Genomic DNA, 14,071 nt, shown 5'->3' on the forward strand with positions numbered 1-14,071 from the left:
CCCTTCGGGGGCGCCTTTTTTTTGCTTTGCGTTTTGCCGTGGTTATGTTTTCCAGGTTTAGGCCCGACCCTCACCCTAGCCCTCTCCCAGAGGTAGAGGGGACTGACCGAGCTGCTTAGTGGAAATACATCGACCTGAAAAACCGAGGCGTACTCTGGTTTTGAATGGCTTGAAGATCTGTTCCCTTTCTCCTTTGGGGTTGTCCATCGCTTCGAATAGGGCAGATGAGGGATTGTGAGAGCCTCACGCAACACAAATAAAATCGGTCCTCGGTAAATAAGCCACAGGCTCGACATCATCGAGCGCACTGCTCACCGTCAGTTCGCCAATCATTACGACTTGCACGCCTCGAAAAACGTCATCTGATTTCGGCAGCACACCCAGCGACGGTTAATGTCAGCTCCAACGTTTTGGGCGAGCTTTCAATTGGTGTAAGCGAATATTGCTTCGGGCGGGGTTAGCTTCGATAGTCTGCTCGAATGCGTTGAATGCAACGTCATCGAGAAGATACGGTTGCGCCTCCAGAATCATCTGCTGGCACATGACGGGTGCAAGATCATTCACGTGCTGTTTCTTTCGATCTGTTCTTCGACAGCCTGAAAAGAGATCGGTAATCACATCGCGCTCAATTGGACTGGGCATTGACCTGTCTCCGTTGTGTTCGGGCATTGGCCTGCGTTAGCCACGGCGTGGCGAGAAATACAACTCCCGCCACTTTGTCAGTGACCTATTGAGCAGGATCTACGTTATCCAGCGCCTTGTTCACCGCCAGTTCACCAAGCATGACGACCTGCGCGATACCCAGCAGGGTCTTGCGATGGGTGCCGCCTAATAGCGCGGCGAAGTCGCCGAGCATCACCGTGGCCGAGGCCAGGGATTCGCAGGCGTTGGCCAGCAGGGTTTCGGTGTCGGCTTTGGGGTTGACGTAGAACAGCTCGTTGGGGGTGTAAGGCGTGGCCATGATGTGGGCCGCCGGATTGAGGTAGAAGTCGAGGGCGCGGTCGGCGGCTTTGTGGAGTTTGCGGCTGTCGACGCTGGCGTAGGGGGATGTTGGATCAGGCTCGACAACAGCGTCGGCTTCGGGGGGATTGGGGGTTGGTTTTTTCATCATGCTTTCTCCTTCGGAACGTTGGAGCTGACCCACTCGGTTCCACGCGAAGGGGTGGCAGCTGTACGCAGGTTGGAACCCGGGGAACGGAGAAACCCGGCAGACTCGAAAGTCTCCCGCGCACAGCCGCCATAACTGGCTGCACACCACGAAGGTGCGCAAGCATACGTCATGAGTGACGCTTTGGCGCTGACACGTTCTCCGGGGTTCCAAACCCGATCGCTGATTTGGCAGCGACCCACACAGGCTAGAGAGCGGACGTCCGACGGACAACCTGAAAACATTGTGGGAAGCTTCGGCATTTCCCACACAGTCTTAAACATCACGAATTGAAATACACAACGTGCGCCTGATCAGCCACCGCTGTTCCGGCAAGCGCCCGCCACGCTGTACTTGAGCGTATTGAGCTGGCCTTTCGAATCTTCGTAGGTCATGGCAGTGGGCACTACCGCGCAGGCCGGCTGCGGCTTGACCACACTGACGATTTTCACCACGTCCAGTGGCATGCCGTATTCGTACTCTTTCACCACCGGCGCCGCTTTGCCCCGCGCGGCCGCATATTGCTCCATGGCTTTGGCATTGGCGCTGAATGCGCGCTCAAAGGTGCGGTCGCCGCCGCCTTCAGCCAGCACATTCACAGACATCGCCATGACGCCGGCGAACGCGATCATCTTCAGCAGTTTCATATCCTTTTCCTTCTCGTCCGGGCTTGAAAAAAGCCCGGTATCGATGCGCGATGACGGGCTTGTTCAGAGTTTGCAGGCTTACAGGTCGCGGGTTTTCTCGTCTTTCTTTTCAGTGACGACCACCGGGTTGCCGGCGGCTTTTTCCCTGGCGACGAACAGCTCCACGGAGCGGTCGTTGGCGGTCATCATGCGTTCGAAAGTGCGGTCACCGCCGCCCTCGGCCAAGGCCAGGGAAGACATCGCCAGAGACGCTGCAAAGGCACCGATTTGTGCAAGTTTCATCTTTGATTCCTCGTTTAAGTAGCTGACGGGATCAAGGTAACAATCCGAACCTTTCGTGACGGTGGCGCCGAAATTACATATCCGTTATGTAGAAAGGCCCGCAATCGCGGGCCTATTTTTGAACCATGAAACGACTAAGCAGCAGCGGGCGATTCCTCGTCGCGGCGATGGGCAATCTGGTAGAGCGCCGGCAAAATCAACAGCGTGAGAATCGTCGAAGACAGAATCCCGCCAATCACCACCGTCGCCAGCGGCCGCTGCACTTCTGCCCCCGTGCCAGTCGCCAGCGCCATCGGTATAAAACCCAGCGACGCCACCAACGCGGTCATCAACACCGGCCGCAATCGCGTCAATGCACCTTCGTTGATCGCATCCGACAGCGACCGTCCCTCCTCACGCAGATTGCGGATAAACGCGATCATCACCAGGCCGTTGAGCACCGCCACACCCGACAACGCGATAAACCCCACGCCCGCCGAAATCGACAGCGGAATATCCCGCAGCCACAGCGCCATGACGCCCCCGGTCAAGGCAAACGGAATCCCGGTAAACACCAACAAGCCGTCCTTGAGGTTGTTGAACATCATGAACAACAGCCCGAACACCAAGAGCAATGCCACCGGCACGACGATCTGCAAACGCTTGGCCGCCGATTGCAGTTGTTCGAACTGCCCACCCCAACTGGTCCAGTAACCTGCCGGCACCTGCGCATCGCGCTCGATCACTTCACCGGCCTCGCTGACGAACGAGCCGATATCGCGGCCACGCACGTTGGCGCTGACGATCACCAGGCGTTTGCCGTTTTCGCGGCTGACCTGATTCGGCCCGAGCACCAGATCGAGGCTGGCGACGTCCTTCAGCGCGATAAAACCGATCTGACTGGCCAGACCATTCACGGCGGGCACCGGAATCAGCAGCGCCGACAAGCCGTCGATGTCCTTGCGCAAGGCGTCGGACAAACGCACGACCATGTCGAAACGCCGGTCGCCCTCGTACAACGTCCCGGCCTGCCGTCCGCCGACCGCGACCGCAATCGTGTCCTGCACATCACCGACGTTGAGCCCGTAGCGCGCGGCCTTGTCGCGATCGATGTTGATGGTCAGCACCGGCAACCCGGTGGTCTGTTCGACTTTGACCTCGGACGCGCCGTTGACCTTCTGCATCGCCGTAGCAATCTTCGCGGCGGTGGCGTTGAGCACGTCCATGTCATCGCCGAACACCTTCACCGCGACGTCACTGCGCACCCCGGAAATCAGTTCGTTGAAGCGCAACTGGATCGGCTGCGACAGTTCATAGTTGCTGCCCGGCAGCGTCGCGGCGGCGGTTTGCAGTTCGGCCATCAAGGTTTCGCGGGACTTGCCCGGGTCCGGCCATTGATCTTTCGGCTTAAGCATCACGTAGCTGTCGGAGATGTTTGGCGGCATCGGATCGGAGGCGATTTCCGCCGTGCCGGTGCGTGCAAAGACGCGCTCGACTTCCGGCATCTTCGCCAGAATCAACGTCTCCAGCCGCTGCTGCATGTCCACCGACTGCGTCAGGCTGGTGCCCGGCACACGCAAGGCTTGCAGGGCGAAATCACCTTCGCTGAGGCTCGGCACAAACTCGCTGCCCATGCGGCTGGTGAGCACACCGCTAAGCACGATCACGCCTAGCGCCGCACTCACGGCGACTGCGCGATGGGACATGACCCAGGCCAATGCCGGCGCATATACGCGACGCGCACTGCGCATGACGGCGCCCTCTTCTTCCTTGACCTTGCCGGTCACGAACAGCGCAATCGCTGCCGGCACGAAGGTCACCGACAACAGCATCGCACCGAGCAAAGCGATGACCACGGTGAACGCCATCGGGTGGAACATTTTTCCTTCGACGCCGCTGAGGGCGAAGATCGGCAGGTACACGACCATGATGATCAACTGGCCGAAAATCAGCGGTCGCCGCGCCTCTTTTGCCGCTGCGAATACTTCCTTGAAGCGCTCGGCGCGGGTCAGCAGACGCCCGTGATGTTGCTGCGCATGGGCCAGCCGGCGCAGAGTGTTTTCGACGATCACCACCGCGCCGTCGACAATGATGCCGAAGTCGAGCGCGCCGAGGCTCATCAGGTTGGCGCTGACCTTGTTGCTGAACATGCCGGTGAAGGTGAACAGCATCGACAGCGGAATCACCATCGCGGTAATCAGCGCCGCGCGGATGTTGCCGAGGAACAGGAACAGAATCGCGATCACCAGAATCGCGCCTTCGATGAGATTCTTCTTCACCGTGGCGATGGCTTTGTCGACCAGGTGCGTGCGGTCGTACACCGGCACGGCGACCACGCCTTGCGGCAAGGATTTGTTGATCTGTTCGAGCTTGCTGGCAACCGCTTGCGACACCGTGCGGCTGTTCTCGCCGATCAGCATGAACACCGTGCCGAGCACCACTTCACGACCGTTTTCAGTGGCGGCACCGCTACGCAATTCGCGGCCGATTTCGACGGTGGCGACATTCTTCACGCGGATCGGCGTGCCGTCGACATTGGCCATGACAATGTTGGCGATGTCCTCGGTGCTCGCCACTTGCCCCGGTGCACGAATCAGCAATTGCTCGCCGCTGCGCTCGATGTAACCGGCGCCGACGTTGGCGTTGTTGCGCTCCAGTGCGGTGACCAGATCGGTGAGGGTCAGTTTGTAGGCTGCGAGTTTTTTTGGATCGGGCGCTATCTGATATTCCTTGGCAAAGCCTCCGATGGTGTTGATCTCGGCCACACCGGGAACATTGCGCAGTTGCGGCTTGATGATCCAGTCCTGAATCACCCGCAGATCGGTCGGGGTGTAGGTCGTGCCGTCATCTTTCAGCGCGCCCTCCTTGGTCTCGACCGTCCACAAAAAAATCTCGCCGAGCCCGGTGGAAATCGGCCCCATGACCGCTTCCACGCCTTCGGGCAATTGCTCCTTGGCGATCTGCAACCGCTCGTTAACCAATTGACGGGCGAAGAACAGGTCGGTGCCGTCCTTGAAGATCACCGTGACCTGCGACAGCCCCGAGCGCGACAGTGAACGGGTCTGCTCCAGCGCCGGCAAACCGGCCATCGCAGTCTCAATCGGGAAAGTGATGCGCTGCTCGGTTTCCAGCGGCGAAAACCCGGCGGCGCCGGTGTTGATTTGCACTTGGACGTTGGTGATGTCGGGCACGGCGTCGATCGGCAGTTTTTGATAACTGGCGATGCCGAGGCCGGCCATGAGCAGAACGGCGAGCAGCACGATGATGCGCTGCTCGATGGCAAACTGGATCAGGCGTTCGAACATGGGAGTCTTCCGCGATTAGTGACTGTGCTCGGCCGAGGCTTTGCCCAGCTCCGATTTGAGGACGAAGCTGCCGGCGCTCGCCACTTGCACGCCCGGCTCCAGTCCGGCGGTGACTTCCACCTGGCCCGCCGCGCGACTGCCCAGCTCCACCGCTTGCGCCTTGAAGCCGTCGTCGGTGCGCACGAACACCGTGGGTTTGTCCTCAACCGTCTGAATCGCGGTTTCCGGTACGGCGACTTTCGCTTCACGGCTGTCGGTCGCCACCCGTGCGGTGACGAACAAGCCGGGACGCCACGAGCCCTGCGGGTTTTCCAGCGTCACGCGAACGGTGGCGGTGCGGGTCTGTTCACCGAGCAGACTGCCGACGTAAGCCACGCTGCCAAGGACTTGTGCGTTCAGTTCCGCAGCGCTGACGGTGACCGCTTTGCCCACCTGCACTTTGTTCAGATCCTTCGGCGAAACGCCGAACGTCACCCACACCCGCGACAGATCCGAAAGGGTGAACGCCGCGGTAGTTTCATCGACGACTTCGCCCGGCGTCAGGTGCTTTTCCACCACCACGCCATCGAACGGCGCGCGCAGTTCGTAACGATTGCCGCCGGTGGCGACGACGCTGCCGCTGAGCACGCTGATCTTTTGTCGGGCGTTGGCCAAAGCAATCTCGGCCTCCTCCAGCGCCTGACGCGCCTGCAGGAAATCCTGTTCGGCGGAGATCTTGTCCTGCCAGAGCTTTTTCTCCCGCTCGTAGGTGGTGCGCGCCAACGCCAGACGACGTTGCGCGGCGGCCTGTTCGCTGCGTTGCTCGGAGATTTGCTGGCTGGCAATCACCGCCAGCAACTGGCCTTTTTTCACCGATTGGCCGAGGTTGACCGCCACCGACTCGACCACGCCGGGCACGCGCGGCACCACATGGGCGGTGCGGTCTTCGTCAAAGCGCACTTCACCGGGGAACGGCAAACCGAGACTGATGGTCTGCGCCCGCGCTTCGGCCAGTTGAATGCCGGCGGCGGTGATTTGTTCGGCGCTTAATTCGATGTGGCCTTCTTCGCCATGTTCGCCTTCGGCAGCAGCGCCCTCCTCGGCATGATCCGCGTGATCGGCATGTTCTGCGGCCTCATCGGCGTGCGCGTCGATAGCGCCATTACCGTCCCACATCGAGCCGATACCGATGCCCAACGCCAGCGTCGCCGCAGCGACCACGATCAGTTTTTTGTCCATGCAAACTCCTCTGCGCCAGACCCGCGCGCAGTCATCTGAAAAATGAAATTCAAGGGCTGACGTTGAGGTCGCCGAAGATCCGTTCGATGCGTACGCGGGCGTCGGTCGCCTCGCTGACGGCCTGGATGTATTGGCTGCGCGCCGCGATCAGGGTGCGCTGGGCGTCGAGTACATCGAGGAAGCCGAACTTGCCCATTTCGAACCCGCGCGTGGCGCTTTCCACCGCACTTTGCGCGGCGGGCAGGATGGTCTGGTTGAACGCTTTGGCTTCGCCGTTGGCGGTCTGCCATTGCGCAAGGGTGGTCTGGATTTCGGTGCGCAAACGCAGCTCGGTGGCGTTGCGCAGATCCCGCGCCTGATCGGTTCGGCGTGCCGCCGCGAGGACGTTGCCCTGATTGCGGTTGAACAGCGGAATCGGCATCGACAGCCCGACCACATTGACCCGCTCGCGCTCGGCTTCGCTGTACTGGCTGCCGATGCTCACGGTCAGGTCGGGGATGCGCTGGGACTTTTCCAGCCCCAGCGACGCTTCGCGCTGATCGATCTGCAGCCTGGCCAGACGCAGCTCGGCGGTCTCGTTCAGGCGTTCAAGCAAGCGGTTCGGCGGTGGTACGTTGACGAGGTTTTGTGCGGCGGCTTGCACCGTGGTCGAGGTCGATAACGGCGCGCCCATGACCTGCGCCAATTGCTGATACGCGTTGGCCTGATCGCGTTCGGCGCGGCGCAATTCCAGGCGCACTTCGGAGAGCTGTACTTGCGCCCGCGTGCCTTCGACAGGTGATGACTTGCCCGCCTCGATCCGCCCTTGGGCCACCCGCAAACCGTGTTCGGCCAATTGCAGTGACTGGCGGGACAACTCCAGACGTTGCTGAGCGGTTTGCGCACTGTTGAACGCCTGAATCACATCGGCACGCAAGGTGTTGCGCTTGCGCTCCAGTTCAATACCGGCGGCGTCCTGCGCGCGGCTGGCAACATCGATGCGCGCACCGCGTTTGCCGCCCAGTTCGATCGGCTGACTGAGCATGACCGTGGTGGTACGCGAGTCGCGGCGGGTGTCTTCAGCTTCCCACGAAACCTCGGGGTTGGGGATCAGCCCGGCCTGCTTGCGGTCACCCTCGGCGATGCCGATTTCCCACTGCGCGGCGGCCAGATCCGGGTTGCCGGCGAAGGCTGTTTGCAGGGCCTGATCGAGGGTCAGGGTCGATGCGCTCGCAAGGCTGGCACTCGCCAGCAACAGAATGCCACTGGCTGTTTTTCGCAGGCGTGATCGCGCCGTCAGTTGTCTTGAACCGGGCAATGGAGACTTCCTTCATTGAGGATTTTTCAATGCCGCCACGGTAGGGTTTTGAACTTATCGACAAGGTGACTGGAACATTACAAATCCGTTATCCACGGTTTCGCCAAGTTGTTTTGTTCTAGGATGCGAAGTGCGAATGGCCTTGCTGCAATACATCGAAACAAAACTACTTAAGTTACCTGCCGAACAGCTCTTGCCGAATTCAGACTCGCGAGATTCTTTGCTTTCGGCTGTGACAGGCTGTCGCAGAAGGCTGATTTAAAGGCGTTGATCGTTGACTCTGTAGCCACTTCAGCCTTTACCGTGCACGCCATCGAGTGATTGCAACACGTCCGGAAGACCTTACAAAAACAACAACTTTCCCGACCACCTTAATTAACTATCCATTAAATAAAAGTGGTGATAGATCATGCGAATCCTTGTCGTCGAGGACGAGCTTAAAGCTGCCGAATACTTGCATCAGGGTTTGACCGAAAGTGGCTATATCGTTGACCACGCGGCCACCGGTGCCGATGGTTTGCACCTGGCACAACAACAAGCCTATGACCTGATTATTCTCGATGTGAATCTGCCCGAGCTGGACGGTTGGGGGGTGCTGGAACAGCTGCGCCGCACCCATTCCACGCGGGTGATGATGCTCACCGCGCGCGGGCGTCTGGCCGACAAGATTCGCGGCCTCGATCTGGGTGCCGACGATTATCTGGTCAAGCCGTTCGAGTTTCCGGAATTGCTGGCGCGAGTGCGCACCTTGATGCGCCGCAGCGAAAACATGCCTGTACCGCAAGTGCTGAAAGTCGCTGATCTGGAACTTGATCCCGCCCGTCACCGCGCGTTTCGTGGCGAGCAGCGCATCGACCTGACTACCAAGGAATTCGCCCTGCTGCATCTGCTGATGCGCCAGTCCGGCGAGGTGCTGACCCGCACGCAAATCATTTCGCTGGTGTGGGACATGAATTTCGACTGCGACACCAACGTGGTTGAAGTGTCGATCCGCCGCTTGCGGGCAAAAATCGACGACCCGTTCGAGCACAAGTTGATCCACACCTTGCGCGGTGTCGGCTATGTGCTGGAGGCGCGGGAATGAAGCCGGCGAGCCTGTCGATGCGCCTCGGTTTGACCGTGAGTATTCTCGGCGCGCTGCTGGTGGTGTTTCTGGCGATCCTCGCGTATTTCGCCCTGACCCACGAGTTGAACGCGCTATCCAGAGACAGTCTGGAAAAGAAAATGGCGCAGGTTGAGCACAGCCTCTCGCTGTACGCCGACACCAGTGAAATCAGCGGCAAACCGCATATCCTGCTCGATCAGGTGATGGGCCACGACAACCTCACGCTGACCATTTATGACCGCAGCAACCTGCGCATGCCGCTGCTCAAGTCCGGCACCGGCATGGCCGACCCACGCCTTGAACTGAAAGCCGTGCGGGCAATCACCGACGACCTCGCGTACGTATCCAGCACCGACGGCGAGGGCGCGAAATTTCTCACCGCGTCCCGGCTGATCGGCCTCAAGGACGGCAACCGCGTGCCGGTGTTGCTGTCGATGGACAACGCCCATGACGAAGCGCTGCTCAGCGCCTATTTGCGCTCGACACTGATCGCCCTGCCGTTGTTACTGGTGTTCATCGGCCTGACCGCGTGGGGCGCGGTACAACGCGGACTGGCGCCGATGCGCGAATTCCGCAAAGTCGCGGCGATGGTCTCCACCCAAGACCTCGACCATCGACTGTCGGTGGTCAACATGCCGCAGGAACTCAGCGAACTGGCGCAGGGCATCAACTTCATGCTGCATCGCCTTGATGCCGGGGTGCAGCAGTTGTCGCAGTTCTCCGACGACCTGGCGCATGAACTGCGCACACCGATCAATAACCTGATGGGCAAGGCGCAGGTCACGCTGTCACGCGAACGCTCGGTGGATGAGTACAAAGATGTGCTGGTGTCGTGCACCGAAGAGCTTGAGCGCGTGGCGCGGATTGTGTCGGACATGTTGTTTCTGGCGCAGGTCAGTCATCCGTCGGCGCTGGCACCGTTTGAATCGGTGGCGCTGGAGCTTGAAGCCGCGAAAGTCGCCGAGATGTTTTCGTTGTCGGCGCAGGACAAGGACATCCACTTGAATGTCATCGGCAACGCCTCGGTGTCGGGTGATCGGTTGATGATCCAGCGGGCGATCTCAAATCTGCTCTCCAACGCACTGCGCCACTGCCCCACCGGGAAAACCGTGACACTGCTGATTGAACAAGGCGCGGCGCAGACTTCCCTGCTGGTCAGCAACCCCGGCCTCTGCATCGAGGCGCAACACCTGCCGCACCTGTTCGACCGCTTCTACCGCGTCGACAGCAGCCGCTCGCGTTCACAGGGCAGCACCGGGCTGGGCCTGGCGATCGTGCGCTCGATCATGAGCCTGCATCAGGGTGTAGCGGAAGTTAAGAGCCTGCCGGGTGCGATGACCGTATTCCGCCTCGGCTTCCCTGCGGCGACACCAACGGTCCCATCGCTGGCAAGCAGCTCCCACTGGGAGCTGTGATGTAGGCGGGAATCGTAAGTACCACCAAAACCTATGGGAGCTTGACTGCAATCGATGGCGCCGGGTCAGTCGATATCTTTGTACGATTTTTTACCGATTTGCTCTCGCCCCACACAAACGCCGAAAGCTCTCGCCGCAACCTCCGTTTTGTCCTACAGCCAGTTTTGAGTAGATAGCTCTATGGTGAAGTCTTTGGTAAACGGAAATGTCGAAGCGAGGCAAAAAGTGAGTAAAGACAATTTTTTTGAATTAAATGAAGGATTCGAAGCCCCGTCTGCCCAATCTCGCGCGCACCCTCCTCTCAATCGCACAAAAAAAACCTGCATACAGAGGATTGGCGCAATGAAAGGCAAGCTTGCACTGCCTGTAAATTTCGATTCGCCATTGCCTGACGTCATGCTTGATACCTTTGAAGGAAATCAAGCATGAGTTTGTGCAAGACAGCCTTCGGCAGTTCCTACACAGGATGAGCGCAAGCTCGACAAAGCTTTTGATCTTGATCTGAAAGCCCGTCGGGAGGCTGAGTGGAGGGATTCATACGGGGAAAAGCATCGAGAGGAGGTGCAGCGAAGCAAACCGTAGGCGATGCCCCCGGATGAACCCGGAGCGAAGGAACCCGAGCCTTAGCGAGGGCCGGACGTCAGGGCACAGACCTTTGGTTCCTTTGGGGCGTTTGCCAAAGGGACTCGCCGTAAGGGCGAAACCATAATCAGCAACACCCGAAGAAATAGATATACACACCATCATCAAAGAAAACGGCACCCTACGGTGCCGTTCGCCTTTCACATTTCAGCTTTTACTTACGCGCATCCGCCCACGACTTCAGCAGTTCGTTGTAGCTCACGGTCTCGCCCTTCGGCTTCTCGTTCGCCAGTTTCGGCTTCGGTGCGCCCGGCTGATCAAACCAGTACTGCGCATCCCGCTCCGGATTCATCTTCGGCGCACACACCGCTTGGGCCTTGGAACGTTCCAGACGCGTCATGATCGCATCCTGATCCTTCGCCAACCCATCCAGCGCCTGCTGCGGCGTCTTCTCACCACTCGCCGCCTCAGCAATATGACTCCACCACAACTGCGCCAGACGCGGATAGTCCGGCACGTTAGTCCCGGTCGGTGTCCACTGCACCCGCGCCGGGCTGCGATAAAACTCAACCAGCCCACCGAGTTTCGGCGCCAGATCGGTCATCGCCTGCGAGTTGATATCCGACTCACGAATCGGCGTCAGCCCGACAATGGTTTTCTTCAGCGACACGGTTTTCGACGTCACAAACTGCGCATACAGCCAGGCCGCGAGTTTCTGCTTCTCAGGCGTGGACTTCATGAACGTCCACGAACCCACGTCCTGATAGCCGAGCTTCATGCCCTCTTCCCAATACGGCCCGCGCGGCGATGGCGCCATCCGCCATTTCGGCGTGCCGTCGGCATTGACCACCGGCAGGCCCGGTTTGGTCATGTCGGCGGTGAACGCGGTGTACCAGAAGATCTGCTGGGCGATGTTGCCTTGCGACGGCACCGGCCCCGACTCGGAGAAGGTCATGCCCGCCGCTTCCGGTGGCGCGTAGGCCTTCAGCCAATCGACATATTTCTGCGTGGCGAATACGGCCGCCGGGCCGTTGGTGTCGCCGCCACGGGTCACGCTGGAACCGACCGGGTGGCAATCCTCGACACGAATCCCCCACTCGTCCACCGGCAAACCGTTGGGCAGCCCCTTGTCACCGCCACCGGCCATGGAGAACCAGGCATCGGTGAAACGCCAGCCCAGCGACGGGTCTTTCTTGCCGTAGTCCATGTGCCCGTACACGCGTTTGCCGTCGATTTCCTTGACGTCTTCGCTGAAGAATTTGGCGATGTCTTCATAGGCCGACCAGTTCACCGGCACGCCCAATTCGTAGCCGTACTTTTCCTTGAACTTGGCTTTCAGGTCGGCACGTTCGAACCAGTCGGCGCGGAACCAGTACAGGTTGGCGAATTGCTGATCGGGCAGTTGATAGATCTTGCCGTCCGGCGCCGTGGTGAACGAGATGCCGATGAAGTCCTTGATGTCGAGGGTCGGCGAAGTGAAGTTCTTGCCTTCGTTGGCCATCAGGTCGGTGATCGATTCGGTCTTGCCGTAGCGAAAGTGCGTACCAATAAGGTCCGAGTCGTTGACCCAGCCGTCATAAATATTCTTGTCGGACTGCATCACCGTCTGCATTTTCTCGACCACGTCGCCTTCTTGCAGCAGGTCGTGGGTGAGTTTGATCCCGGTGATTTCGGTGAAGGCCTTGGCGAGTACCTTGGACTCGTATTCGTGGGTGGTCAGGGTTTCGGAAACGACCTTGATTTCCATCCCGCGAAACGGCTCCGCGGCCTTGATGAACCACTTCAGTTCTTCGAGTTGCTGCTCGGCCGTCAGGGTCGACGGTTTGAACTCACTGCCGATCCACTTTTTCGCCGCGTCTTCGTAGGCATCGGCCCACGCGGCGGCGCTCAAACCGCTGAGAGCCAGCATGGCTGCCAATGAAATGCTATGTCGCAGCTTATTGTTTTTGTCGAACATAGAGACCTCCTGTTTAGGATTTCGGAGCACGGTTGCCGAATGACTCGACTAGCCCCAACGCATCACAGCCAACAGCCACACCAGGGACAACGCGGACGCCACCCAGATGCTCCAGTCGGTGGCGCCAATAACCAGCAAATGCAGGTAGGCGCTGCCGAGAAGACCGATGAACAAGCGATCGCCACGGGTGGTGGCAATCGGCAGAAAACCTCGCCGCAGGATGCTCGGCGAGCGCAATTCCCATGTGGTCATGCCCACCAGCAGCAGACCAATGGCGATGAAGAACCCCGCAGTCGGGGTGGTCCAGCTCATCCATTCCATCATCAGCTCCTCAGACCCGGCCGAGGGCAAAGCCCTTGGCCACGTGGTTGCGCACAAACCAGATCACCAGCATGCCAGGCAGGATCGTCAACACCCCCGCCGCCGCCAGCACGCCCCAGTCGATACCCGACGCCGACACGGTGCGCGTCATCACCGCTGCAATCGGCTTGGCATTTACCGAGGTCAAGGTGCGCGCGAGCAGCAGTTCGACCCAGGAAAACATGAAGCAGAAAAACGCCGTGACACCGATGCCCGAGCCGATCAGCGGGATGAAAATCTTCACGAAGAACTTGGGGAAACTGTAGCCGTCGATGTAAGCCGTTTCATCGATCTCTTTCGGAACACCGGACATGAAGCCTTCCAGAATCCACACCGCCAGCGGCACGTTGAACAGGCAGTGCGCGAGCGCCACGGCGATGTGCGTGTCGAACAGACCAATCGACGAATACAACTGAAAGAACGGCAGCAGAAACACCGCTGGCGGCGCCATGCGGTTGGTCAGCAGCCAGAAGAACAAATGCTTGTCGCCAAGAAAGCGGTAGCGCGAAAACGCATACGCCGCCGGCAGCGCCACGCTCAGCGAAATCACCGTGTTCAGGCTCACGTAATACAGCGAGTTGAGATAACCGGTGTACCAGCTCGGATCGGTGAAGATCACCTTGTAGTTGTGCCAGGTGAAATCCTGCGGAAACAGGGTCAGCCCGCCGAGGATTTCGGTGTTGCTCTTGAACGACATGTTCAGCAGCCAGTAGATCGGCACCAGCAGGAACAGGATGTACACCAGCAACGGGATAAGCTTTCTTTTGCTCATGGCCG

The 14,071-nt window shown here is 59.4% G+C and carries 13 protein-coding genes; 3 read left to right on the plus strand and 10 right to left on the minus strand.

The features are described from left to right. Positions 1-396: 396 nt before the first annotated feature. The 7 genes from F2P67_RS22740 to F2P67_RS22770 form a co-directional block, all read right to left on the minus strand. Positions 397-642 (minus strand): hypothetical protein, encoded by a 246-nt coding sequence (locus F2P67_RS22740; RefSeq protein WP_166223998.1) that lies wholly within the window; start codon positions 640-642, stop codon positions 397-399. Positions 643-727: 85 nt separating this feature from the next. Then, positions 728-1,108 (minus strand): DUF6124 family protein, encoded by a 381-nt coding sequence (locus F2P67_RS22745; RefSeq protein WP_166224001.1) that lies wholly within the window; start codon positions 1,106-1,108, stop codon positions 728-730. A 353-nt stretch (positions 1,109-1,461) separates the two neighbouring features. Further along, positions 1,462-1,794 carry a DUF2790 domain-containing protein gene (locus tag F2P67_RS22750; RefSeq protein WP_166224004.1) on the minus strand — a complete coding sequence of 111 codons (333 nt, stop codon included), beginning with the start codon at positions 1,792-1,794 and terminating at the stop codon, positions 1,462-1,464. 78 nt (positions 1,795-1,872) lie between these two features. Next, entirely contained in the window at positions 1,873-2,076 is a 204-nt protein-coding gene (locus F2P67_RS22755) for a co-regulatory protein PtrA N-terminal domain-containing protein (protein WP_166224007.1), read from the minus strand. 134 nt (positions 2,077-2,210) lie between these two features. Continuing rightward, positions 2,211-5,360, minus strand: coding sequence for a CusA/CzcA family heavy metal efflux RND transporter (locus F2P67_RS22760; RefSeq protein WP_166224010.1), 3,150 nt, complete (start codon positions 5,358-5,360; stop codon positions 2,211-2,213). Positions 5,361-5,375: 15 nt separating this feature from the next. Then, positions 5,376-6,578, minus strand: coding sequence for an efflux RND transporter periplasmic adaptor subunit (locus F2P67_RS22765; protein ID WP_166224013.1), 1,203 nt, complete (start codon positions 6,576-6,578; stop codon positions 5,376-5,378). 49 nt (positions 6,579-6,627) lie between these two features. Further along, positions 6,628-7,875, minus strand: coding sequence for a TolC family protein (locus F2P67_RS22770; RefSeq protein WP_166224016.1), 1,248 nt, complete (start codon positions 7,873-7,875; stop codon positions 6,628-6,630). 409 nt (positions 7,876-8,284) lie between these two features. Between F2P67_RS22770 and F2P67_RS22775 the strand changes: the two genes are divergently transcribed. The 3 genes from F2P67_RS22775 (at position 8,285) to F2P67_RS22785 (ending at position 10,824) form a co-directional block, all read left to right on the plus strand. Next, the gene (locus F2P67_RS22775) at positions 8,285-8,959 is read left to right on the plus strand and encodes a heavy metal response regulator transcription factor (RefSeq protein WP_166224019.1); all 675 of its coding nucleotides are present in this window, start codon (positions 8,285-8,287) and stop codon (positions 8,957-8,959) included. After that, a complete protein-coding gene (locus F2P67_RS22780; protein ID WP_166224022.1) occupies positions 8,956-10,395 on the plus strand; it encodes a heavy metal sensor histidine kinase in 1,440 nt (479 codons plus the stop codon). The genes F2P67_RS22775 and F2P67_RS22780 overlap by 4 nt, the downstream gene beginning before the upstream one ends. Positions 10,396-10,620: 225 nt before the next feature. Beyond that, positions 10,621-10,824 (plus strand): hypothetical protein, encoded by a 204-nt coding sequence (locus F2P67_RS22785; protein WP_246226540.1) that lies wholly within the window; start codon positions 10,621-10,623, stop codon positions 10,822-10,824. A gap of 367 nt (positions 10,825-11,191) precedes the next feature. On the opposite strand, the gene F2P67_RS22790 is transcribed toward F2P67_RS22785, so the two are convergent. From F2P67_RS22790 to F2P67_RS22800, 3 genes are read right to left on the minus strand one after another with little or no spacing between them, the layout of a single operon-like run. Then, the gene (locus F2P67_RS22790) at positions 11,192-12,934 is read right to left on the minus strand and encodes an ABC transporter substrate-binding protein (protein ID WP_053121662.1); all 1,743 of its coding nucleotides are present in this window, start codon (positions 12,932-12,934) and stop codon (positions 11,192-11,194) included. A gap of 48 nt (positions 12,935-12,982) precedes the next feature. Continuing rightward, on the minus strand, positions 12,983-13,255 hold the full coding sequence (locus F2P67_RS22795; protein ID WP_103305295.1) for a DUF2160 domain-containing protein: 273 nt from the start codon (positions 13,253-13,255) through the stop codon (positions 12,983-12,985). Positions 13,256-13,265: 10 nt separating this feature from the next. Beyond that, positions 13,266-14,066: a carbohydrate ABC transporter permease gene (locus F2P67_RS22800; protein ID WP_027614646.1), complete on the minus strand. Its 801-nt coding sequence runs from the start codon at positions 14,064-14,066 to the stop codon at positions 13,266-13,268. Positions 14,067-14,071: the final 5 nt, after the last annotated feature.

Source organism: Pseudomonas atagonensis, from assembly GCF_011369485.1.
Lineage (GTDB): Bacteria > Pseudomonadota > Gammaproteobacteria > Pseudomonadales > Pseudomonadaceae > Aquipseudomonas > Aquipseudomonas atagonensis.